The following is a 24325-nucleotide window of genomic DNA, read 5'->3' on the forward strand; positions in this document are numbered from 1 at the left end:
ACACGATATTCTGATACTCACGATTCTGTCCAACAGATCGTACATGCCTTCAGGATGGAGCAGCATTGCACCAGCAAACAGCCTTCATTGATCGCGGCGAAATACGCAGGATCTGTCTTCTTGCCTTTCCGCTGATTCTTTCCAATCTGACCCAGCCCATGCTGGCCAGCGTGGACACGATTCTCTCCGGCCATCAGAAGTCGGCCGCCGTGCTGGGCGGTGTGGCCATGGGCGGCGTGCTGTTCAACACTATCTTCTGGAGCTTTGGATTTTTGCGCATGGCAACCACGGGGCTTGTGGCGCAGGCCTGGGGCGCACGAAGGCCAGGCGACCTTTGCGCCCACGTTCTGCGCGCGCTGGGCCTTGGCCTAGCCATCGGCCTAGCGATCCTGGCCCTGCAAAAGCCGCTGATTCACTTTGCGCTGGGCCTGCTGGGCGGCAGCAATGAGGTGCATGCGCAGGCGCTTGTGTATTGCAGCATCCGCATCTGGGCCGCGCCGGCCACGCTCATCAACTACGCCGTTCTGGGCACGCTGCTGGGCCGTCAGCAATCGCGCACCGCACTGCTGCTGCAAGCCTCTATTCAAGCGGTGAATCTGGTGCTGGCCCTCTGGCTGGTCAGCGGCTTGCACTGGGGCATTGCCGGCATTGCCACGGCCACACTCAGTGCCGAATGGTTCGGCTGTCTGCTGGGCCTTGCGTTGCTTGGCTTGCAAATAAACTGGCACAGCGTGGAGTGGAACCACCTTCTGCATGCCGAACAGCTCCTGCATTTGTTCCGCCTCAATCGCGACATTCTGGTGCGCACCCTCGCGCTGGTCGCAGCCTTTGCCTGGTTCACACGCTGCGGCGCACAGGCTGGAGACGCCGTGCTGGCAGCCAATGCTGTACTGCTCAATCTGCTTTCCATTGCGTCGTACGCGCTCGATGGCTTCGGCAATGTTACCGAAGCGTTGACAGGAGAAGCACTGGGCGCACGTAACCGCGCACAGCTCGTTCAGGTGCTGCGCGCCTCGTTTGTCTGCGCTCTGCTCACTGCCGTTCTTTTGTCTCTGTTTTTTGTACTGATGGGCACGCACATCATTGGCTGGTTCACCAACCAGCCCGCTGTTGCGCACGAGGCAACCCTCTATCTACCATGGCTGATGCTACTGCCCATGGTGGCCGTGTGGGGCTATCAGTTCGACGGAATCTTCATCGGCGCAACGCGCTCCACAGACTTGCGCAACAGCATGCTGATTTCGCTGAGCCTCTTTCTTGCGCTCAGTCTGCTGCTGGTTCATCTGTGGGGCAATCACGGACTCTGGCTGGCCTTCACCTGCTTCATGGCCCTGCGCGGACTGACGCTGGGCCTGCGCGTTAAAGCCATTCCACAATTGATCGCATAAAAATGCTCAGCGCCAATGCAAAACGCTGCCTGTCTGCACCGTCACTGGCTTCAGAATCCCTGAAGGCAGCAGCGGAGAATCCTTGCGGTAGGCGCTGATGTTGGTGTGCGTGTAGTGCGTCTGACCGGTGTTTTGCAAATCACCGATCAGACGGTTGGGCCAAAGATTCGCTACTTCAATTTCAATCGTGTTCTCGCCCCCGTGCAGTTTTCCATCGATGCGCACTGCGTACGGCGACTGCCACGTAGTGCCCGCCACACTGCCATTCACGCGCACCGTAGCAATCTCCCGCACATCGCCCAACTCCAGCCACAAGGGCTTGTCATGCTCTTCTGCGCTCACCTGTAAATGGCTGTGATAGACGGCGCTGCCGGAAAAATAACGAATCCCTGCGAGCTTCGATTCTGTCCATGATTTAAAACTCTCCACCGGAATGCTGGCAGGCGCGCCCCATCCTGCTGGAAATGCCAGCGTCCACCGCGATGTTTTTGCAGGAGTCGAGTTGCTCACCGTTCGGGAGTGAGATTCTCCGCTGGAATCCAGCAGGTTATAGCTTCCAGCAGTCAGCGCGACCAATTCTCCTTCAGAAGTCGTGAACAGATCTCCGCCCTTGCGGATTGCCGGGAATGCTTCGGCTCCATTGCGTTCAATGCGTACTAAATGCAAGCCAGAAGCATGTGTGAAGACCACAAAGGTTGATCCATACGCAGGAAAGGACAATGGAATTTCCGTGCGTCCCTCTGCAGTTTCACGATACGCTGCAGCGGTCTGCACGGAACCGTCGTCTGCCGACCAAAGCTCCGGCGTGCGGCCCTGCACACGGAAGGAAAGCGTAGCCTCCACAGCATGCGCTCTGGTGTTGCGCACAAAATAGATTTCTGCTTCCGCTGTGGAGCGATGCACATAGTCGAAGGCAGGCTCATTGCCCACCTGCGCTGCAGCGTGCACGGTGAATTTGAAGTCCAGCGCAACGCCCAACACAGCAAAAGCATCCTGCGCTGAAGTGGTGCAGACAATCGTTCCTTTTTCGTAGTGCGCGGTCTTTGTCTGCGGATTGCAACCCGACCAGAGTGCTGCGGCAATCCTACTGAACTCGCCTTTTTGCTCACTCGTCTGCAGACCCAGCGCTTCTGTTGGCTCCGCGCCAATCACCACTCCACCCTGCGCCACAAACTGCTCAACCCAGCGCAGAGCGGCCAGTGAAAACCTGCCCGAAGACGGCAGCGCAAGCGCTCGGTACTCCACGCCCTCCGGCGTATGCAGATGCGCTCCGTCAAATTGCAAACGATGCAGCAGAGCGTCTTCGTTCACCACGTCGTAGTCGTACCCAGGCAGCGTATGCGCGGGATCGTCGTTCTTGGAGCGCACAAAATTCGGCACCTGATCCGAGTAGAAGTAGAGCAGATCGCTGACCGGCCTTCCCTGCTGTAACAAGAATTGAGCGCGATTGAGCGCGGCCAGAAACGGCCCTGTCTGATTCCACCAAGTTACATTCGGATTCAGATGCGTGCCTGCAAAATACTCCTGCCCGGGCTTGCCATACTCCGCGGGCGACGAGGTGAATTCATGCCAGATGATGTGATTGAGCCCTTCGGTAAAAGCATAGTCAATCGCCGGCTGCACATTGCTGGCCAGCGCTTCGCTCCACGCAGAACGATTCATGCTGGTGGGTCCTTCGGCGGCCACCAACGGCTTACCGTAGATATGCGCCGCGCTGGAAGCTTCTTTCACAAAGTAGCGCTCATTGTCGGCCACGCGATGCCAGCCGGAATCCGCCCAGAACTCCGTCTGCGGAAACGAGGAACTGCGAAAGGTTTCGAGCGCATCGATCGGTGCGCCATGCGGACCACCCGACTCAGGGTGCGTGCCGAGTCCAACCTTGTGGGCATGTTCGGCAAAGCGGTCGTAATAATTTTCCGTAATCAGGTCGGCCACGGTGCGGCGCAGGTCAAACAGAAACTGATTGCTGACTGCGCGACTCGTCAGTAAGCGGCCCGCAACCACCGGCAGATAGGGCAGCGGATCGTAGCCCCGGCGACGCTGAAACTGCTCGCGAAAATCCTCCGTCCAGTTAGCTCCGCCCGCCTCCCAACTGTCCGTCACAAGATAGCGCAGGCTCGTTCCTACATACAGCTTGGCCACGGCCAACAAGGGTTCCACCGCCTGCTGCCAGTAGTGATCAAACGCCGCTGCGCTCAGTGCGTCGAGCGGCAATCCCTGCACCTGTTCCGCATGATCCACCAGTGTTTTATAAGTGTCGGTGTAGCCAATGCGCAAAACTTCCCAGGTGCCGTCAGGAACCTTCCACTGCAGATTGCCTCCCGCATCCATCTGCGCGCTCAGGTCCAGCACTTCGCTCACTTCCGCATCCTGTTCGCCGGGCGTGGCAATTCCGTTGCGCAGGTATTTTTCGGAGGGCGGCATGGAAAAGCCTGTCTCTATGGTCGCAGTCTTAAACCATAGATCCGGATTCGAAGCACGACGGCTTCCCGGCGCTCCCGGCAGCGCTGCGCCATGATGCAGCGGATAAGCCAACACGGCGATGGGACGGTAAAATCCATTCGCAACGTGCGGCGCGGTCAGCCTAACGCTGTACGAGCCACCAGTCACCGTCGTGCGTGACCACGTGAGCAGCTTCATTGCGTCTTCCGGCTGCACAGTTTTTCCGCCGATAATGCCCACATCCCAGCGGCTGGTTACATTCAGGCTGATTTCAAGGCCGAGTCTTTGCGCTTCCGCAAGCGCATGCACAAACAACTCATTCCACTGCGGACTGCCAACCGCAGGCCCTTGCTTCACCTCGCGGTTTCCCTGCTCGCCCGAGCCGTCGGCGTCCACCAGAATCGCGCCACCAATGCCTTTGGCCTTCATGCCCTCCAGATCGCGGGTGATGGCTTCTTTGGTTGTGTTTCCATTTAGCCACCACCAATAACAGCGCGCCCTTGCTTCGGCAGGAGGCGTTTTGAATCCTGCGCGCAGCGCATCGACTGCAGTGACGCTCGCCTGGGCGTGAAGGCTGACGGCCAGAAAACCTGCCAGCAGAAAAGAAAAAATTGTAGAAATGCCCGCACTCACAGAGCTCCGTCGCACGCAAAACCTCGCTTTTTCCTGGCAGATGTCGTTCTGATTCGTTCTGGCCCTGCGTGTCGGCTGCCAGTCAAATTTCAGAAAGAGATTGCAGACGTCCGGCAGCACTGGCTACCGGACGTCCCTGGATCGAACATTAAAAGTTGATGCGAGCAGTAACCTGACCCAAGCGTGGGTCGTTGCCCTGGCTCCACGTCAGTGTACCGGCTCCGCTTGAACCCGTGGTGGTCAGCGTCGAATTTGGGGTTCCGTAATTCGGAGTGTTGGCGATGTTGAAGAACTCACCTCGCAGTTCGAAGTTGACCTTGTTGTGAATCACAAACTTCTTGAACAGCGAAGCATCGGCGATGGGTAACACCATCTGGCGAATGCCTGGAAGGATAGTGTTATAAGTTGCCGTCGTCAAGGCATAGCCAGTGGTCGCCGTCGTGGTGGCCGTACGCAGCTTCCATGCCGGAGAGCCATCGCCATAACTACAGGCCCCCGTCGATAGATTGCTATTCCAGCCGCCCGGATGAATCACTCCCGAGGCATCGAGGTAGCAGGTATTGAACTGGTGCAGCATGCTGCGGTTGTTGCCGCCGCCATGCAGGTTCGCACCCGCAACCCGGTCCACCTGACTGCCGCTGGCACCGGGATAGCTGATCAGCAAACCGTTATGGCTACGCACCACGGCGTGGAAGGACCATCCACCAAGCACCATGCGGCTGTAGTAGTTATTGCGGAACAGCGTCGGGAATTCATAGCTGCCCAACACATTCCACAAACGGTTCGGCGAAGAAGATTCGCGACGGAAAAGTTGGTCCCAGTTATCGGTGCTATTCAGATAACCCGTTGCATTCATCTGCTTCGACCATGTGTAGTGGAACTGGAAACTGAAGCCATCGTTGAAGCGCTTGTGCACACTCACCTGCATGGCGTTGTAGGAGGTGTAGCCCAGCGGACGGTTATACATGGTGATGCCGCCAAACTCGGGATACGGAGCCAGCAAGGCCGACTTAACAATGGTTGAGGCATTCAACGTCGAGTTACTCGAAATCAGACCCGACATCGGGTTGGAAACCAGCGTGTTCAACTCCGTTGCGCCCAGAGCAAAATCTGAGGACGGCAGCGCATTGATAGCTTTGCTTACCTGCATGTGACGGCTGGCGTTGGCCACATAATCCACTTCGATGACCGCATTCCGCGGCAACTGGTATTCCACTCCCAACGATCCGAAGAACAGCCGCGGCTGAAGGTGATTGGTATCTTCCGGCGACAACGCCTGGCCAAGCGCCGTTTCCAGGCCTAGCGATGAACCGGTTGGCGACACCAAACCACTTGGGTACGGATTGGCAAACGAATGGGCAGGCGTGGAAGGACTGCTGCTGGTAGTCGACGTATAGCTGGTGCTCTGGCTGAAACCTGTCGCTCCCGGCTGATCGAAGGTCGGCATATAGATCATGCCGAAACCGCCGCGCAGCACGGACTTGTTGGTCAGCTGATAGGCCAGACCAAAACGGGGCTGCCAGTTATTCAGTTCCTTGTTATAGCCCATGCGATGCGAAGAGCTGGCAAACTGCAGGCCGCCGTTCAGCGTCAAGCCGCTCACCGAAGATTGCAGCGGGTTGGTGCAGATGGCGCAGAATCCAGCATTCATCTGGTTATGCCGCTCCGTCATAGGAGCTTCGTAATCCCAGCGAATGCCCATATTCAGTGTGAGTTTGTTTTTTAAGCGCCAATCATCATGCAGGAAGAAGCCCACATACTTCTGGTCGTAGGCCATTGGACCATACCAGTTCACGGTGTCACTGTTGATGGCACCCGTCAGGAACGAGGCCATCGGATCACCTGAAGTGGAATCGCTGGTTGTGTAGTTCTTCTGCGTGAATCCACGTGTGAAGTTGAAGGTTCCGATGTTCGAGGCAGCCGCACTGGTCGAGATCAGATCGTAGCGCAGATCTTCCCCCTCAAAACCCACCTTTACCGAGTGGTTGCGGATCACCTTGGTCAGCACTTCGTTCCAGGAAGAAGCCGTGGCTTCGCTGTACTGGCCGCCACCGCCTGTGATGCTGCTATATCCATTTACACCATTTGTAAATGAAATTCCAGGAAAGGTCTCACGAGGTACCGCCGAGGCAAAGGTACTGGAAAATCCCAGACTCGTCAGGTTGAAATTGTCACCGTAATAGGTGAGCGAGAAGGGGTGATAGACAAAGCCCAGACGGCTATCGAGCACCAGCGAGGGCGAAAGCTGATAAGTCCAGTCAACCGACGCACCGGTATCCTTGCGGAAGTGCGAGTAGCCCGGGCCACCGACGCCGTTGCCGTTGATGCCAAAACCCTGCACCGGGTAAAGCTGGTTGCGGATGCTGCGGAAGAACAGGCCGGTCAGCGTCTGCTGCTCGGTCAGCTTGTGGTCAATGCGGGTGATGAACGACCAGTAATGATCCTTGATTGTGTCATCGCCGGAGATGTAGTTGACGCTGCTGGTCGGATTGGCCGAGTTCGGCTCCGGAAAGTACTTAATGATGGCCGCCGCCACCGGATCGATGGCGCTGGCAACGTTGTTATTGGCGAAGTACGAGGTGCGGTTGCCACTCGAATCGATCGGCGAATTCGGGTTATAAAGCTGAATACCGCTGGTGCAGAAGCCGTTCGAGTTGAAGGTGCTGCACAGGCTGGAAAAATCGCCCTTGCGCATGGCGTCGGTGGGCATAAATCCCGTATAGGGGTTCGGCGTGTTGGTCTGAATATGCTCGTAGGCCACCATAAAGAAGCTCTTGTCGTGGCCGTTGTAGAGCTTGGGCAGCCGGATCGGACCATCCACCACAAAGCCGGGTTGCTGCCAGCGGTTCACCGAAGGCTGGCCCTTGGTGCTCTGCGTGGTCGACTGTTTACGCTGGGTAGTGTTGGCGTTCAGGTCGGTGTTCTGCAGGATGTAATACGCCGATCCATGCAGTTCATTCTGGCCAGTCTTCACAATGGTGTTGATGACAGCGCCATCTGAGTGGCCATACTGCGCATCCACCAGCAGCGTCTGCGTATTCACCTCTTGTACAGCCTCGGGGGAGGGCACAAAGTCGGTGTAGGTGACAGCCGAAAGCCGCTCCGGCGCATCGTCCGGCATGCCGTTCAGTTCCAGACGATGCTCATTGCCGAGACCGCCAATCTGCATCTGCGAAGCGGTGCCGCTGTAGGGCTGGTTGTACTGGCTGGCCGATCCGGTAATGAAGTTGCCAGAGTAAGTGCCCGCAGCCAGCGTAGCTTCCACAAAAGGATTGCGGCCAATGTTTGGGAGCTCGACGACCTCCTGCTTGTCCAGCACCTGACCGAGCGAGGCCGATCCGGTGTCCAGCGTCTGCAGGTCCACCGTCACCTGAATGCTTTCACTTTGGGTTCCTACGGAGAGTCGCAGATCCACGATTCCCTTGTCCGAAGCATGCAAAACGACCCCGGTCTTCTCCGCCGAACGGAAACCGTTGGCCGCCACCGTCACCGAGTAGGTTCCCGGAGTCAGGAATGGAATGACATAAGCGCCCACCTGATTGGTTGTATCCAAAGTTTTAAAGTGAGTGTCAACGTTTTCAGCCGTTACCGTAGCACCCACGACTACCGCTCCGGTTCCGTCTGTAATTGTTCCCGAGACCCCCGCCAGATATTGCTGAGCATGCAGGCCAAGGGAGAACAGACATAGAACAACGGCAGAAAGAACTCCCGGAATCCAGGCTCTTCTTGCCGGCAAGTGCTGTAGATTCGTCACCATTATTTCCTCCAAGTGTGTTTGCCCCGGCATCGGCGCATCCCGTCGAACAACATATGCCAACCCAGATCTGAACCGGCGTTTGGTGCTGATCTTCGCCTTGATGCGGTTCTTCAGGTGGCCTGCCATCCGGTTTCTTTCCCTGCGCCAGAGCTGCGTTTATGCACGCATTGCTTAAAATGCAGGTTGCAAACTCGAGCGGATTCTCCGGATTGCAAAGAACGCCGGGCAAGTTAATTTACCGGAAGAGTTCCTGTGGTTTACCGGGGAGAGGTTTCTTCCCCACCCTGCGAGACACCCATTAAAACACATGAAATCTGCCGTTTGCATCTAAGAAGTCACGTCCAACTCTTAACCTGTTAAGAGTTCTTTCAGCCCGCCATGCGCACCAGAAAACCGCTCGTCAACAGTGAAAATTCAGTGGTAGACTTGGGACCGTGCTCAAGGAGCAGGGATGAACGCGATTGGAAACAGTCCGGTCCAGACTGCGGTTGCCCCGCTACAGGAAGAACCCGGCCAGGAAGAGAAATGGGCTCTGATTCAACGCATCGCCCAAAGTGAACAGCTCAGCCGCTCAGCCCGCCTGCGCGACTTTCTGCTCTATGTGGGCAAGCGCTCACTCGGCCCCGGCACTCCGGAGGTTCATGAGCAGGAGATCGGCGCCCACGTCTTTGGGCGTTCGCTCGACTCCCGCCGCCTCCACCACACTTAAGTCGTTTATTTATAACCACTTAAGTCTTCGGACTAAAAACCGGGTCGATTTTTGTACAGTATTTTGTACAGTAGCCGGTCGGGTTTGACCCATTTGGGCGAATCGAGCAGAATCCCCGTCTGAAGCGGGAGAGCCCGATGCTGTCCGTCTACACACGTCATTCCGCAGACTGCAAACACTACGGCGACAAGCTGTGGCGCCGCTGCAACTGCCCCAAATGGATTTGGGGTTCGCATGACGGCGAGTTCTACCGCCTGAGCGCAAAAACGCGCCTCTGGGACGAGGCCGAGCAATACCGCCATCGTCTGGAAAATCCAGCGTCCGTTCCCGCCCAGCCGGTTTCGCAGTCAGCACCGATGCCCGAGCACCCGGCTGTCGTTTCTCCCGCACCAGTTTCTTCAGTTCCCTCCGCCCAAATCCCAACTCAACCACCGCAAAAGCCCAGAGTGACCATCGTGAAGGCCGTTGAGTCTTACCTGGCTGACGCTCGCAGTCGGGAGTTGAAACCCGCCACGCTTTCAAAGCTCGATACCATCTTTCGCAAGCAGTTCCTCGTCTGGACCCGGGTGCAAGGGCTGGATTACCTCGATCAGATCGATCTCGACGCGCTGCTCTCCTTCCGAAGTACCTGGAAGGATGGCGGCTTGGCCAAGCAGAAAAAGCAGGACCGTTTGATCGGCTTCTTCTGGGCCGGCGTCCGCCGCGGCTACATCAGCCAGAATCCGACCATGGGGCTAGGAAAAATCAAGGTCGTGCAAGTCCCTACCGACTACTTTCCTCGCGACGAGTTTCAGAGAATAACGGACGCGACCTCAAGGTGTGGCGACAAGCGCGGCGGCGTCGTTCCAATAGAGGACAACCGGACACGGCTTCGCACAATGACCCTGCTGATGCGCTGGAGCGGCCTCCGCATTCGCGACGCAGTGACTCTTGAGCGGCATCGCCTTCATGGCGACAGCCTTCTTCTCTACCAGGCCAAGACCGGAACACCGGTCTATGTGCCGCTCCCGCCACAGGTGGTCGAGGCTCTCCAAAATGTTCCTCCCGGTCCGAAGCCGAATCCACGTTACTTTTTCTGGAGTGGCAATGGGCAGCCGAAGAGCGTCGTTGCCGATTGGCAGCGCAGCTATCGCCGCCTCTTCAAACTGGTCAACCTGACTCAGGCTGATGGCTCTCCGAAGCGCTGCCATCCCCACATGTTCCGGGACACCTTCGCCGTTGAGATGCTGCTTGCAGGTGTGCCCATCGACCAGGTTTCGCTGCTCCTTGGACACGCTTCGGTAAAGATCACCGAGAAAAGCTACTCTCCTTTTGTGAAGGCAAGGCAGATCCAACTTCAGGACAGCGTTCGTAACGCGTGGGAAGTCGGTGCGACCATCGTGCCGGATCCAGAGAACAGTCCGTCGAATGCTGCGAGTTCCGGTCACAGGAAAGCAGGCTGGCAGCTCATACGCTCGGCAGACCGGCCGAAAGCCGGTGAAGAGCGGACTACTGCAAGCGGGGAGCGGCGTACCTTGCCATATGACTCTGAACCTGCGCATGAACCAGTTCCCAGTTCCGATCGAGCGTCTGGAAAAAGAGTTCGGGCAACCGGTCGTTGAGAACGAGCGTCCGCAACCAGAAGCGAAAGAACATTGCCTCCATGACATCCTCGGGTACCTGCGCAGCGTTGCAGAACTCAATTGCGAATTGCAGGCGCTCGAAAGCAGGAGTCATCTCCCACTCTGCATCGGCTTTGGTGGCGGGCGGCTTCCCTAGCCAGGTCTCTGGTACAGCCCTCGCGGCCTCGATTCGTGCAAGGCGCTTTTCGACGGCCGGACTCCAGGAGGGGCTCGGCAGATCATCGTAGATTTCGTTCAGCAGATTCCGGATTTCGGGCACTTCCGTACCTAATTGCTGTCGTAGCCCTTCCCGGTCGTCTGCAAGCACATGGTTGCGTCGGCAAGCCAAAGTCAGCCAGGCGTTGAGGAAGACGCCTTCTAACGCAAAGGAGCTGATCCCCTCATCCAATGCATTGAGCACGGCAGCAGCGAGTTCGGACGCGGCGAATCGCTTCTTCTTCGATAGCTCCGACCGGCCTAACTCATGATGCAGCGTGTAGCAGAGCGCGACGGCCTTGCTGTCTGCGTCCAGTCTCCGTTGATACTCACGGAGCGCTTGTTTCCATTCCCGGTACTCAGCCGGAGGCAACCGGTCTCGATTCTCCTCGGTCACAACCAGCCCTGTTTTCGAGAACGCATAGATGAGCGCGGGACTCACATTCGCTCTGCGGAACAATGCGACCATCTCCTCGCTGAATTGACGCTGAAGCGATTCTGCGACCGGGCTGGGAATATCGGTCAAGGAGACAACTTCGCTGCCTAAGCCATGGACGAGTCGTAATCCATTTCTGGTCTTCTCCCTGCGTCCGCCTGACTGAATGGTCATCTCAAACTCCCGCGAACTCCATTGTACGTTCACCGCTCGAACCTCCCTTTCCTGCTCACAGGTGTTCCCTGCCACAGAGATTTGACCGAGCGTTTGACCTGGATTACATGTATCCGGAGCGATTCCGGATGTTCTGGGTCGAGCCCGTATCTTCGACCAACGTCCGTTACTTCCAACAGCGCAAGTCAGAATCTTGAGAGGTGCCAGATGGAACTCCAACATGAACCGCAAAACTTTTCAAACAGCCTGGGCTTCGCAGAGGCAACCTCTGGCGTGCCCGCTCTGGAAAGGCACTACACAGTGGCAGAACTCTCCAAACTGTGGTTCTTCAGCGAGAACACGATACGACGCCTTTTCACAAAAGAACCTGGAGTAGTAAAGATTGCGCGCCCGCATACCAGACTCAAGAGAGGATATACCTCCATAAGAATTCCTGAGCAGATTGCCCAACGCGTTCACAGGCGCCTGCAGGGACTGTCCTGAGATCTCTCTTGGAAGCATACCAAGCAGGCAACTCCGCATTTCCTTGCATTCGAGCTATACGCTCGCCTCAAGCAGGGCTGACGAATTTGACTGAGTTTTGCATCGGAGACATGCTCGATTCCATTTGAGGGGGGCAGGAAAGATAACGAGAAGTGGAACTGCTTAGGATGCAGCAGTACAGACCCCCAACACATGGTCTATGACCTACGGAGGAGATCCTTGTTTAATTCAATCACAGATTTGTCGAGCAAGTTGGCCACGACCGGCTATTTCATCGACCCGGTGATGACCAGGATTGTCTTCCTGGCGGCGAAGTTGCAGAAACCGCTGCTGCTTGAAGGACCTGCGGGGAGCGGCAAGACGCAACTCGCAGTCTCGGTTGCTCAGGCGGCTGGGACGCATATCGAGCGGCTGCAATGCTATCGCGGTGTCACGGAGGACAAGGCCATTGGGCGCTTCGATGAGAGCCTTCAGCGGCTTTATATGGAGTTCTCGAAGGGGAACGGAGAGAGCGGGAGTTGGCGTGAGTTGCAGACCAACCTCAAGGGGCGCGATTTCTTTCGACCTGGTCCGCTGATGCGGGCGCTCGAATGCGAAAAGCCATGTGTGCTGTTGATCGACGAACTCGACAAGGTGGATGAGGGATTCGAGGCGTTGCTGCTGGAGATTCTATCGGCGTGGCAGCTCTCCATTCCTGAGTTTGGGACAGTTGAGGCCAAGAGTATTCCGTTTGTGGTGCTCACCAGCAATGAGGAGCGGCGGCTGGGCGATCCAATTAGGCGACGCAGTTTGTATGTGCGGGTCGAGCATCCTACGCCGGAGCGCGAGGCGGAGATCATTGCCAGCCGCACACCGGGAGCTGGCGTAGAGTTTCACCGCGAGATCGCGGGTATTGCACGCTCGTTCAGAAATTATTCGCTGGAGAAGCCGCCTTCGGTCTCGGAGATGATCGACTTTGCCAATGCGCTGCGGCTGATGGGCAGCGATCATGTGACGGAAGAGCAGCGGGATGTGCTGCTTCCCTTCCTGGCCAAGACCGAAAAAGATCGTCGTCATCTGCTGCTGCGCGAAGGATTCCAAAGTTTGCTGGTCGATGGGGCGCGGTATGCGCAGGATCTCGGAATCTCAGGAGGCGATGCGCTATGAAGTGGCTGCTTGCGCTACTTATCTTTTCTCCAATTGCTGGCTGGGGGCAAGCGCACACTGCTCTTGCCGAGAGCTTTGTGCGGCACTATGCCAGCCGCTACGGCGTGCCTGCGGAGTTGGTTGCTGCATTCATTGATGTCGAGTCGCGCTGGAATCCGCGCGCCGTCTCCAGCAAGGGCGCTCTCGGCTTGATGCAATTGATGCCAACGACTGCGCGGCGCTTTGGTGCTTACCAGCCTTTCGATCCGGAGCAGAACATTGCAGCGGGAACGCGCTATTTGACCACGCTGATGTGGGAGTTTCACGGCGATTTGAGGCTTGTGGCTGCGGCCTATTACGCCGGCGATCGATGGGTCGGCAAGCGGCAACTCGACTACAACAACCCGGATGTCATTGCTTACGTCGAATCGGTTCGGCGTCATTATGTGGCGCGCAAGCTCGCTGCAAATTCATTGCACAGGAGGTAACTCGAAATGAGATTTCGCTGGTTTTTCCCGATAGCAGTGCTGCTTCCACTGCATCTGTTCGCCGCTGACAACGCGGTCAAGCCGCGCGTTGCGACGATCACCATCAACCCGTCGGAGGTGACGACGTTGCACCTGCGACCGGAGTTCGAGTCGACAATCCATATGCCGGAGGAGATCACGTCGGTGATTCTCGGCAGTCCAGGTTCCTTCAAAGCGGAGCACAACGAGGGCGAGACAGAGTATGTGTACGTGAAGCCCATCACGAAAGAGGCCGCTGAATCGAACCTATTGATCGCGACGAAATCCGGCCTTCATGTGACCTTGGAGTTGATCAGCGATGGGGTTGGCGCGAGCGGATCTGCTCTGCCTGTTGACTTCTTGATTGAGTACCGCACATCCAGGAGTTTCCTGATCGCTGGCAGTGCAAGTGCCGAGCACACGAAAGTTGAACCAACAGGAATCGCGTCGTCCTCTACTCAACCTCGGATTTCCGCGGCAGCGAAACCGCTCTCTGCTATCGACGAAGAGTATGAGTTGCAGATACGCGTCAATGCGCCGGGTTGGACGAAATGGGAGGGCAAGCAGATTGAAACTTCGCTCGGCGACATACGCCAATGGAGCAATCAGACGGTCATTTCGTTCTCGATTCTCAATGCCTCCGATCAGCCTGTGGAGGTTGTGCCGCCGCAGATTCAGATCAGCGGCCGCGCGGCGAAGAAGAAGAAAAAGAAGGAAGGTAAGAGTCTCACTGCGGATCAGCTGTTGATTCGCGAGTATAGGCTGAGCACGACAAGGATCGAGGCCGGCGCGCGTGCGGATGGAGTCGTCGTCTTCGACCGCCCAAACTTCAAGCAATCGACGGAGAAGCTTTTCCTTCAGATAGCGCAGGCTGACCAAGTGGACAGGCCGATGCTGATTCGTCTGCCCTTTACGCCGCCTATCGCAGGCGGACCACGGTAGGACCCGACCCAGAAAAAGGAGATGCCATGAACAGCAACGAGAACAATGGATCGAGGATTGCCCAGTTTGACAATGAGGATTCTTTGGAAGCGCCGCGTCCGCAGCCTCCGCTTCCGACGGAGCCTGTATTGGATGAAAATCGCGCGGATGCGCAACAACCCGCGGGCCATGCGACGAGAGAAGGCAGCGACGGCAAGACCGGCATCGAGAAGAGCAAGCTGATTATGCTTGGCGGCGGATTGCTGGCTGCCGTGCTCTTCCTTGCTCTTACAAGCCTCGTCAACCACTCCTCCACTACAAAGAAGATTGCCGAGAAGCAGCCAAATCATCCGACACAGCAACAGGCGTCAGGCCCATCCAAAGGAAGCGTCACGCCGTTGATGGAGACAGTTCATACCGACGTTCAAGAGAACACGAGCGGGCAGGTGCATCCAGGCGACATCAAGCGCACCAGCACTCCGGCGCCGGGCGCGGGCGATAACTTGGGTGCTGCGTCGCCTGCAAAGCCACATGCAGGGAGCGCGGCGGGCGCAAATACATTGGGCGCCATCCCATCGTTCTCCGACACGCAGCAGAAGTGGGAGGAGCCGCAACCGTATGGCGATGCCGGCCACGCATCGCCTGTTCAGGCGCAGCAATCACAGAATGCTCTGAAGGAAGCATCGCTGGTATTTGTGCGCGCCCCTGCACAGTCGCAACCTGCTGGCGCTGTGACTCACGCGTCGGTGGATACGGGCACGGTGCTGGAGATGACGCCTGGTTCGCGGATTGAGGCGAAGCTGGAGACACAGATTTCGAGCGCAGTGTTGGCTCCGGTTGTGGCCGTGGTCGAGTACACCTATGCGATTGGCGACCGCATCGTTGTGCCAGCGGGCGCGCGTGTTTACGGGCAGTTGCAGCAAGCGGACCGGTCTGGGTTTGTTGGAGTCAAGTTCGATGAGATCGAGTTGCTGGATGGACAGCGAGAGAAGATCGAGGCCATTGGCGCTGGACTCGATCTTGGGCCGATCAAGGGAAACGTGTACGGAAAGAACACCGGCAAGAACTTCTTGATCAAGGCTGCGTCGGGTGTTGGTTCACTGGCCGCAATGCTGGTCGGCAACAACTCCAGCGCGGCGTTCTCTGAGGGCGACCTTCTGCGCGAGCGGGTAGCAGATAACGTGGGCAACGCGGGCGACTCCGAATTGATGAGTCTGAACGCAACCAGCAGGATAATCGTCTCGGTTCCTGCCGATACGAAGATCTACATCGTCTTTACCAAGCATGAAGAGAGCCAGACTGGATTGCACAGAGTGGCTGGCCAATAGGATCGCGTTATCTGCATTCGACGCCCCGGCCTCAGAACCGGGGCATTTTTGTGCCTGTAGACGGGCCTGCCAGATTGTGTACAGTTGCCGCCGCGAGCCAGCGTGATGGGCACTATTCAGATTCCAGTTGTGGCCCTGGCCGGGTGCCCTATCGAGCGAACTTTTGACCAATAATCGGTCCCGTTATGTCGATGTGCGTTTGACATAAAACCGTTCCCGATATGTCACTGTGCGTTTGACATATTTCCGCACGGCGCTCTCAGCGATTCTGTGACGGAACAATCTATGCTCTGTGAGGCTATGTTTGGCCATAGCAAGGATTTGGAAGCATTTGCGATTGACGAGCCTCCTGCTGTGCGTGGGTCGGCATTGAATGCTGTTGCTCGGTGAACGGAGATCACTAACCAGATGCGCTCATGCTGCGCCCCCCCTCCGCCTCTATATAGATGAACACCACGGGCACCGATCAATAGATGCAGGCAATTTGACCGAATCCTGGTTTGGCCACAACTTCTCTCCTGACACGGGTGCCCCGAGCAGCCGCGTCCAGGAGAGTGAGTCATGAAAACCGCATTGGCCTTCTGGCGGGGCTCGACAGTGCCCGCCGCATCTCTATCAACCTTTCAGCATCCTGGCGCGATCAACTGGAGACGCATCTCTCTGCTCTTCACGCTTTGGATCATTCTCGCCGGCAATCTCGTCGCGCCCTTCGCAGCGGTCGCGCAGAACCTCGGCACCTCGCCACAGTTCGGCAAGGCAGTGCAGGGCCAGCAGGCGACCACGGTCGAAGGCACGGTCCTCAACATCGTGAACTGGGGCTGCAATGTAATCGCCCCGGTGATTGCAATCGCGTGCCTTGGCGTTGCTGGCTGGCATTTCAAAAGTGGCCGCGGCTATATGGGATGGGGCGTCACGGGTGTTGCATTGCTCGTGATCTCCGGTCTCGGACGCATGGCCGAGGGTTTTATCACGCAAGCTCAGGGCATTCAATAACGAGGTCAAAACGCGATGCCCGTGCCGCAATTCCTTTCCGACCTTCTTCAACTGCTGTTCGATCTGGCAGTGCCAGCAGCGTTTTGCACTCTGGCTGCCGCGGGGGTGAGCCTGCGGCATGAAGGAGGCATCAACTTCCACATCAATGGCAAGACTGGGAAGTGGGTGCTTTGGACTGTGATTCTGCTGACACTTCCCCAGCTTCTCTCGTGGATTGCGGCGCAAGGCATCACCGTTCCATCGGCGAGCGGATCGGTCGGAACCAGCTGGCTCGCCAGCATGGAGTTGGTATTCAAGAACTTTGTCAATCAAATCATTGTCGCGAAGTTGGTGCCGGTCATTGCCGGGTACTTCGTGCTCAAGGCGACGCTCGATATAGCAGCAGGAGAGAACCCGTTGCCATCCATCATTGCCGCGCTGTTTCTGATGTCGCTCTCGGCTACGATGCAACTCTTTCAGGGCTGGAATTCCCGCGGTCAATACGCTACGACCGACATGCTCGGCTCACTTTGGAACTATATCGTTGGGCAGATCATGCCCGCGGCGGCTGGACTCGCGTGTGTGGGCGCTGTTGTGAACTTCGTGCGGCACAGGCCGTGGACGCGGCTTGTCTTTTCAGCAATCGGGTTTCTGTGCGTGACGGGTTTGCTCAAACTCTTTCAGGCGATGGCGGCGTAAGGAGGATGCGATGAGTCTTGATGGCGCAGTTGTGAACCTTGCCTCGTGGGCCGGGAACGTCATGATGCCGACGATGGCCGGCGCGTTCTTTGCAGGGGCCGTTTATCGCTACAGCAAGGGCGGACAGTTCGAGCAGCTTCTCTATGGTGGATTCGCATCGCTGATGTGCTCTGGAATGTTGCGCGCCCTTGAAGGCTTTGTGCAGAATGCTGGACCGACAAGCGCGGACGGATATTGGACGGCTGTGATGAACCTGGTGAACTGGGTCGCCAATGTGATCCTGCCAGTCTTCGCGCTGACGCAATTGGCGGCGATGGCCATGCACATGGGCGGCGTCGTTTCGGAGATTTATCCAGGCTCCACATGGATACGCAAGTTCATCGCGGCGATAGGAGCACTGATGGTCTCTGGAATCGTTCGCTTTGCCGAGTCGATGGTCACACAGGCGCATGGAATTTGAAGAAGCACGACTTGAAGGAGACGAACATGAGCCTCGATCTGACACCCGTTCATCGCAACCTGCACACCAAAGTGACGTTCCTTGGACTGGAGTTCGAGGACTTGATCCTCGTGCTGGCGCTTGCGGCTGTGATGAACATCTTTGGTCACTTCGTCACCGGGAATGCAAAGGTTCTGGGGATGCCGCTGAGCCTGTTCATGGAGTTTGTTGTGCCGTTTCTTGCAGTGCCCTTCCTGATCTTGTTCAAGTACGGCAAGCCGCGCGGCTATTTGACGGACCTCATCAAATCTTTGATCTCGCCGCGTGCCTGGTGCGCACTTGAGCGAGATTCGGAGTTGGTGCAACCTTACATCGTTGACGACGAGGAGTGATTCTATGCGGACATCATTTCAAACCCGCAAGGACGGAACGATGGCGATTGTGGCCGATGCCGAAGCGGCGCGAGTGATCTTCGCGAGTGTGCTCTTTGCCGCGCGATTCCATGACACGATTACGCCGCTTGTGCCTCTGGCGCAAAAGGCACTCGACGCGGCTGGAAAGGATGCCAATGACCAACGCAGAGCGCGATAAGAAGATGAAGGCTCCGGCCGTGTGCGAACTGTTACCGCTGCGCGACCTACCGCAGGGCGACCACGTCATGGTACGCACGAACGGCGCCTTTGTCGCTGGCTATGAATTGAAGGGCGTGCTCTCCTACTTCGCCACGGATGAGGACAGGAATCAGGCAAAGTCGATGCTGGAGGCGCTGATCCGCGGAGTGCCTGATGTGAGTATGAGGATTCAATTCCGCTACGAGATCTCCGAGCATCTGGGATTTCTATTCGATGACTATATGAATCAGCAGCGCACTCAGAAGTCAGAGGTCATGGCGCTCGACGCGCATCGGCTCAAGATGTGGAAGCTCAAGGAACAGAGCGGCTTCTACTTCGAGAACCGGCTCCATGTGTACTTCATCTGGGACCCACGCATTCATGCCAAGCTCTACCATTCAGCGCAGCAGAACCGGCGTCTTGGCATCTTCACGCTCAGCCAGAAGAAGGCAATCCAGCGAACGCGCAAGGAGCACGACACCTATCTTGCCGAACTCGAATCGATTCTGCGCGGCATCGAAAGCTCGATGGAGACGGCCAATCTTTCGCCGCGCCGGCTTTCGACACAGGAACTCTTCGAGGAACTGAAATATGCGCAGCACCCGACGCGGCGCGATCGACGCCCTTACTATCCTGGCGAGGATCTGATCCAGTATCGCTCCGCGCGAGAGCAGGCTACAGAGGCCAGCATCCTGAACGAGACTGAGACTTACCTCAACATCGATGGATACCTCTATTCAGTGGTGAGCCTCAAGGAGTTGCCTGATGCGACATTTCCGGGTGTGCTGCAACGCTTTTCGACCCTGGGATTCCCGGTGGTCATCAGCGCACAGGTGTTTGTTCCCGACCAGGTGAAGGTTCTCAAGGGATACAAGAAGCGCCTGCAGAAGATGATTGCCGCGCAGAAGGACGCGAACGGAAACTTCAAATCGAACCCAGAAGCCGAGGTTGCGCAGGCTCAGTTGATGCAGGTGCAGCGGGACATCATTTCGAGTTCGCTGAAGACCGCGAAGCTGAGCCTGTCGGTTGTGGTGCGTACCTCTCATCCGGCGGTGACATTCGGGGATCTCGAACGGGCGGAGCGTGATCTGGCCAACCGCACACAGGAAGTATTGAACGCCTTCACCCACATGAATGGCGCCAAGGCCGTCGTCGAGACCATCGCCAAGCGCCGCCTCTTTATCGGAACGTTGCCAGGAATGGGTGAGAGCGACAAGCGCGAGCAGGACATGCTCACACCGAACGCCGCTGACCTCGTCCCCGTCGAGATGCCCTGGACGGGTACGCGCAAGAGTCCGCTGATTCTCTTCGAGACGCCTTACCGGCAACTGATTCCGTATTCAATGTTCGATCCTGATCTATCGGATGCGAATGGCCTGCTTATGGCCAAGAGCGGCGGCGGAAAGACGCTGGCCGCTCAGCAGATGCTCTTGATGGCCGCGCGCGCGAATGCATTGATCTCTATTCTGGAGCGCGGGGATTCCTATCAGCCGCTGGTCGAATTGATGGGCGGCGAGATGATTCAGATGTCGCTCGACAGCGTTCAGACGATCAATCCCTGGGATCTGCCAAAGAATGAGGACAAGCCATCGAACGATCAGCTTTCGTTCTTGAAGAACTTGACGCGGCACATGCTGGGCGAGAATACGCCGCCCGATCTTGATATTGATTTGTTGGACAGTGTGCTGCTCGAAGCGATTGCATCCACCTACAAGCGGTGCAGCGCCAAAAGCTCGAACCCTATTCCGCTGTTTGGGGACTTGGCGGCGGAACTGGCGCACTGGCAGGACCGGGACCGGAATCAGAAGATTAACGCCATGGCGCAGATGGCCTCGACCAAGTTGCGCGCGTGGGTAGATGAAGGGCCGTATGCCAAGCTCTTCGACCGGCCGACAACGATTCAACTCGATAATCCATGGCTCTACTTCAATGTCGAGAAGCTGAAGGACGATCCGCGGCTGGAACGGGCGATGAGCCTGTTGATTGCGCATACGGCCACGCACCGTGCTTCGGGGTGGACCGGTCAGCCAAGCATCGTGCTGCTCGACGAGTGCTGGGCGCTTCTGGAATCGCCGATCCTGGCCTCTGTTGTCGTGCAACTCTTCCGTACTGCCCGCAAGCGTAATGCCAGTGTCTGGGGGATCAGCCAGACGCCGGAGGATTTCGTTGGCACGCCCGACAAGCCGAACGAGCATGGCGCGGGCATTGTCAAGAATGCCACGACCAAGATCATCGGCAAGCAACCCGGCGATATGCGGGCGCTCCGGGAGCACGTTCATCTGAACGAGACGGCGCTCAACCAGATCAAGACGTTTGCCCATCCGAAGAAGGGCCACAGTGCGGAGTTTCTGATCGCCATCGGCGAAAAGGCCGAGTCCACGCACGCAATTCGGGTTGTTCCAAGTCCGGTCGATTACTGGATCACCACAACGTATGCACGCGAGCGGACCTACCGCAGGTGGTGGCTTGCCAGACGCGCAGGCATTCCGCTGATTGCAGCCTATGAGGCGCTTGCCGATCGGTATCCGCGTGGATTGGCGGAGTTGGCTCCGCTTCGAGAGGAGTTATCGGGAGAAGTTCAGGAGGTAGTGACGAAATGAACAACACAAATCGTGAATCACAGGACGACTCGTTGCTGAACGGCGTGCCCTATCAGGCGGGGAGTGAATCGACGCGTCAGACCAGACGCTGGCGGTGGCTGGCCACACCAACCTTGGCACTGGCAATGGCGGTGATGCTTCCATCGCGTGCCCAAGCTGGCATCTTCGACATCTTCGGTGAACTCTTCAGCACCATTCAGAACGATATGGGGGCTGCGCTCAACCAGATCAACGAATTGACGCAGGAGATGCAGCAGTTGCACCAGCAAATCGTGTGGCCTCTGGCGCTGGTAAACCAGGCACGGGGCTTCGTATCGAATTCGATCAACAGCTATCGCGGTTTCATGACGCAGGTTTTCACGCTGAAATCGCCCAGTGCGACACTGGCCAGCCCACAGCAATTAGAGACGATCCTGCACAGTCGGCAGTCGTCTCAGATTCCCGCTCTTCAGGCGAGCTTCGCGACAAACTACGGGACAGTGCCGGCGGTGAACGCGGCCTCTCCACAGGACCGGGTGATGATGGACATCGACGACGCCTTGGGCCAGCAGAGTCTGAAGACGACCCTTATCGCGGACCAGGGCCAGGACGTCATTCTTGCAACCGCGAACCAGATGGAGAATCAGGTTGCGTTGAGCACCCCAGGTTCCGCGCCGTTCATCACCGCACAAGCACAGGTCGCCAACCTTCGTTGCCAGGCATTCATGCAGAAGATGCTCGCTGCGGAACTCCGTCAGGAGGCAGGCCGCATCGCTCATGACAACGTGCTGGTGAAGCGGAAATCGACAGCTACTGGCGCAATCAACAGTCTTATCACCGGCACGCTGAGCCGGTAAGGAGGAATCTCGATGGCAGACATGAACAACAAGACGAACAAGCTGCGGAAGCCTTTCTTCTGGCGCCGCAAAGAGCTTATTGTCGCTGAAACGGTGCGGCTGGTACCGGCTATTGATGCCTATCACCCCAAGGATCATCCATGGTGGCGGCCAACGGTTTGGAAGGCGGTCGCTCTGGCGGTGGTTGCCCTGATGCTTCTCCCTGGCCGTGCCAATGGGCAGTTCGGGATCGACATTGCAGCGATCATGGCGGCGTTGTCGAAGGTGGAGTCGTTGATGAGCACCTATGTGGCTGCACCGCTCAAGACGATCAACCAGACACAGCAGACTGTCGCCAAGTACGAGCAGGAAGTTGTTTACCCCATCGCGGCGATCAATCAGGCCAGGAAATCGGTCACGCAGTTTGAAAACCAGTTCAGCCAGGTAAGCAATCTGTTCAAGGGCAACGTATCAAGCGCAACGCTGCCGCAGTCGCAGAATCTGGAATCGATTCTGCTCTCTCGTAATGCAGGGAATCTCTCAACCGTCTCTCCGCAATTTCAGAACGTGTATGGCGTGGTGATGCCGCAGAATGCCGCGTCGCCACAGATTCGCAATATGACCGACATGACAGACGCACAGGCGCAAGACGCAATGAAGCGCGCCATTCAGATCGACGCTCTGGCCGATGCGGAGCTGGCCGAGGCGGACAAGATGGGCCAGCAAATTTCCGCTGCTGCTCCGGGGAGCGCTCCGATTCTGGAAGCGGAGGCGGATGTCTGGGTGGTCCGTGCAAATGCGTACACGCAGTCGGCTCTGGCTGAGTTGATGCGCACACGCGGTATCGACATCGCCAACCAGAGCAAGTTGTCTAAGCTCGCTGCAACGGACTCGACGAGCAGTAATGGCCTCATCAATGGCGTTCTGACGAACAGGTGATTTCGATGATACTTTCAGTTCTCCATCCCGGCGTGACGTCGCTTGCGTTGATCTATTCTTCGCAACTGAACCTCTTTGAGCAATTCCTGACGCAGGCTGTTTCAGGGATCGACTCGACCAGCATCACGTCAGGGATGCAGAACGTGGGCTACGTCATTCTTGTGGTCGGATTTCTCTGGCAGGTATACCAGTCCGCGCTCCACGGTGGCGATGTGCGTGGACTGGGTGCCGGCCTCATCAAGTATGTAGCGACTGCAATGGTGGTGATGAACTACCACGCCGTTTTTACGACGGTCAACCAAGGCTTTGTGAACGCGGGCAACTGGATAAGCAATGCTTCAGGGGGACTCAACCTTCTGGATAACTGGAGGACCGACATACAGACGCAGTTCAGCCAGATTGGCTTTCAGAATTTGTGGGGTTTAGTAACCGGATCTGCTGCGGGCTTGATCGACGCCCTTCTCATAATTGTTGCTTATCTTCTCTATCCGCTGGTGATCGTGATCTTCGGATTCTTCTACATCCTCTATGGCAGCATCTTGTACATCTTTGGACCGCTGGTGATCTCACTGATGCCGCTGGGAGCGACCAACCGCATCGCCAAGGCTTATGTCGAGAACGTCTTCATCTGGAACGCCTGGCCGATTCTCTATGGCGGCTTCGGCGCACTTCTGAGCGCGGTGCAGATGGGCCAGGTAGGCCAGATGCTCAGCCAGAATAGTTTCTTAGGCGGCCTTGGCAGCCTGGAAGGATCGGTTCTGATTGGTTTCGCCAGCATCATCTTCTCGCTGGCCATTGCTGTGATTCCATTCATGGCCAAACGAATTGTATCGGGCGACGTTGGCTCGACAGCAGGCGCGCTGATTGGCGCCGCCGTTACGGCCATTACTGCGGGCACGGCGGCCATTGAGGGTGCGGCCGTTGGCGCGGCGGCAGCAAATGCCGGGAGTTCAGCGGGCGCCTCCGGCAACGCGACAAACACTGCCGCGGCAACCGGTGGAGGTGGAAAGGCACCTGCGGGGATGGGCAGTGGCAATCAACCCGTGCCGGCACAACGCGGAACAAGTCAAGGCAATTCTTCATCGAGCGCAGGCAACCAACCCGCGATGGATATGAAAGCCAGTAACACGTCAGCAGTTGAAGACGGCACTGGGCAGATGACTGATGGCTCACTTACTGCTGCGAGTCATGCGGGTCTTATTCGCAGTTCCATAAAGAGTGCTACCGGAAAAGATCAACCTGTCAGTGCGGGAGAGGACAACGCGGGCGCACAGGAGAGTCCTGCTCCTGTGCGCGGCTCTGGTGCAGGGTCTGGCTCTGGCTCCAAGTCGGGTTCGGCTGCCCCAACATTCGCGAGTGTGAACCGTGGAAATCCGTGGGCCTGGAGTTCGTACGCTCCTCATCCACGCAGGGATGGGATCGCGACATGGGGCGCCTATCATGCGGCGCGAGTGGCTACGAAGGCCGCTGTGACCGGAAGAAGAGCAATCGACAACGCTGGAAAAGCAAGTGACTGAGTGAGTCTTCGAGA

Annotated in this window: 19 protein-coding genes; 16 read left to right on the top strand and 3 right to left on the bottom strand. The window is 57.2% G+C overall.

Annotation, left to right across the window (positions count from 1 at the left end):
- The first annotated feature begins 65 nt into the window (after nucleotides 1-65).
- Entirely contained in the window at nucleotides 66-1388 is a 1323-nt protein-coding gene (locus tag ACOBR2_RS14365) for an MATE family efflux transporter (protein WP_420236804.1), read from the top strand.
- Between the two features lie 6 nt (nucleotides 1389-1394).
- Here ACOBR2_RS14365 and ACOBR2_RS14370 read toward each other — a convergent pair whose 3' ends face one another.
- Nucleotides 1395-4463 (bottom strand): glycosyl hydrolase, encoded by a 3069-nt coding sequence (locus tag ACOBR2_RS14370; protein WP_420236805.1) that lies wholly within the window; start codon nucleotides 4461-4463, stop codon nucleotides 1395-1397.
- Nucleotides 4464-4611: 148 nt separating this feature from the next.
- Nucleotides 4612-8220: a TonB-dependent receptor domain-containing protein gene (locus tag ACOBR2_RS14375; RefSeq protein WP_420236806.1), complete on the bottom strand. Its 3609-nt coding sequence runs from the start codon at nucleotides 8218-8220 to the stop codon at nucleotides 4612-4614.
- 451 nt (nucleotides 8221-8671) lie between these two features.
- Here ACOBR2_RS14375 and ACOBR2_RS14380 point away from each other — a divergent pair, with 451 nt between their 5' ends.
- Nucleotides 8672-8929, top strand: a complete 258-nt coding sequence (locus tag ACOBR2_RS14380) for a hypothetical protein (RefSeq protein WP_420236807.1) — start codon at nucleotides 8672-8674, stop codon at nucleotides 8927-8929.
- A gap of 137 nt (nucleotides 8930-9066) precedes the next feature.
- A complete protein-coding gene (locus ACOBR2_RS14385) occupies nucleotides 9067-10530 on the top strand; it encodes a tyrosine-type recombinase/integrase (protein ID WP_420236808.1) in 1464 nt (487 codons plus the stop codon).
- Here the strand turns inward: ACOBR2_RS14385 and ACOBR2_RS14390 are convergent.
- Nucleotides 10418-11389 carry a hypothetical protein gene (locus ACOBR2_RS14390; RefSeq protein ID WP_420236809.1) on the bottom strand — a complete coding sequence of 324 codons (972 nt, stop codon included), beginning with the start codon at nucleotides 11387-11389 and terminating at the stop codon, nucleotides 10418-10420. The genes ACOBR2_RS14385 and ACOBR2_RS14390 overlap by 113 nt on opposite strands.
- A gap of 669 nt (nucleotides 11390-12058) precedes the next feature.
- Here ACOBR2_RS14390 and ACOBR2_RS14395 point away from each other — a divergent pair.
- The 13 genes from ACOBR2_RS14395 (at nucleotide 12059) to ACOBR2_RS14455 (ending at nucleotide 24311) form a co-directional block, all read left to right on the top strand.
- Nucleotides 12059-12985 carry an AAA family ATPase gene (locus tag ACOBR2_RS14395; protein ID WP_420236810.1) on the top strand — a complete coding sequence of 309 codons (927 nt, stop codon included), beginning with the start codon at nucleotides 12059-12061 and terminating at the stop codon, nucleotides 12983-12985.
- On the top strand, nucleotides 12982-13452 hold the full coding sequence (locus ACOBR2_RS14400) for a lytic transglycosylase domain-containing protein (RefSeq protein WP_420236811.1): 471 nt from the start codon (nucleotides 12982-12984) through the stop codon (nucleotides 13450-13452). The genes ACOBR2_RS14395 and ACOBR2_RS14400 overlap by 4 nt, the downstream gene beginning before the upstream one ends.
- Before the next feature lie 6 nt (nucleotides 13453-13458).
- Complete coding sequence (locus ACOBR2_RS14405) at nucleotides 13459-14412, top strand: hypothetical protein (protein ID WP_420236812.1); 954 nt, start codon at nucleotides 13459-13461, stop codon at nucleotides 14410-14412.
- A 26-nt stretch (nucleotides 14413-14438) separates the two neighbouring features.
- A complete protein-coding gene (locus ACOBR2_RS14410; RefSeq protein ID WP_420236813.1) occupies nucleotides 14439-15719 on the top strand; it encodes a hypothetical protein in 1281 nt (426 codons plus the stop codon).
- Nucleotides 15720-16280: 561 nt separating this feature from the next.
- Nucleotides 16281-16712, top strand: coding sequence for a hypothetical protein (locus ACOBR2_RS14415; RefSeq protein WP_420236814.1), 432 nt, complete (start codon nucleotides 16281-16283; stop codon nucleotides 16710-16712).
- A 15-nt stretch (nucleotides 16713-16727) separates the two neighbouring features.
- Nucleotides 16728-17390: a hypothetical protein gene (locus ACOBR2_RS14420; RefSeq protein WP_420236815.1), complete on the top strand. Its 663-nt coding sequence runs from the start codon at nucleotides 16728-16730 to the stop codon at nucleotides 17388-17390.
- Between the two features lie 10 nt (nucleotides 17391-17400).
- On the top strand, nucleotides 17401-17850 hold the full coding sequence (locus ACOBR2_RS14425) for a hypothetical protein (RefSeq protein WP_420236816.1): 450 nt from the start codon (nucleotides 17401-17403) through the stop codon (nucleotides 17848-17850).
- A 26-nt stretch (nucleotides 17851-17876) separates the two neighbouring features.
- A complete protein-coding gene (locus ACOBR2_RS14430) occupies nucleotides 17877-18221 on the top strand; it encodes a hypothetical protein (protein ID WP_420236817.1) in 345 nt (114 codons plus the stop codon).
- 4 nt (nucleotides 18222-18225) lie between these two features.
- Entirely contained in the window at nucleotides 18226-18420 is a 195-nt protein-coding gene (locus ACOBR2_RS14435) for a hypothetical protein (protein WP_420236818.1), read from the top strand.
- Nucleotides 18398-21040: a VirB4 family type IV secretion system protein gene (locus ACOBR2_RS14440; RefSeq protein WP_420236819.1), complete on the top strand. Its 2643-nt coding sequence runs from the start codon at nucleotides 18398-18400 to the stop codon at nucleotides 21038-21040. The genes ACOBR2_RS14435 and ACOBR2_RS14440 overlap by 23 nt, the downstream gene beginning before the upstream one ends.
- The gene (locus ACOBR2_RS14445; protein ID WP_420236820.1) at nucleotides 21037-21876 is read left to right on the top strand and encodes a hypothetical protein; all 840 of its coding nucleotides are present in this window, start codon (nucleotides 21037-21039) and stop codon (nucleotides 21874-21876) included. The genes ACOBR2_RS14440 and ACOBR2_RS14445 overlap by 4 nt, the downstream gene beginning before the upstream one ends.
- A gap of 12 nt (nucleotides 21877-21888) precedes the next feature.
- On the top strand, nucleotides 21889-22794 hold the full coding sequence (locus ACOBR2_RS14450) for a hypothetical protein (RefSeq protein WP_420236821.1): 906 nt from the start codon (nucleotides 21889-21891) through the stop codon (nucleotides 22792-22794).
- 5 nt (nucleotides 22795-22799) lie between these two features.
- Nucleotides 22800-24311, top strand: a complete 1512-nt coding sequence (locus tag ACOBR2_RS14455) for a hypothetical protein (protein WP_420236822.1) — start codon at nucleotides 22800-22802, stop codon at nucleotides 24309-24311.
- Nucleotides 24312-24325: the final 14 nt, after the last annotated feature.

Source organism: Telmatobacter bradus (genome assembly GCF_048629425.1).
Classification (GTDB): domain Bacteria; phylum Acidobacteriota; class Terriglobia; order Terriglobales; family Acidobacteriaceae; genus Telmatobacter; species Telmatobacter bradus.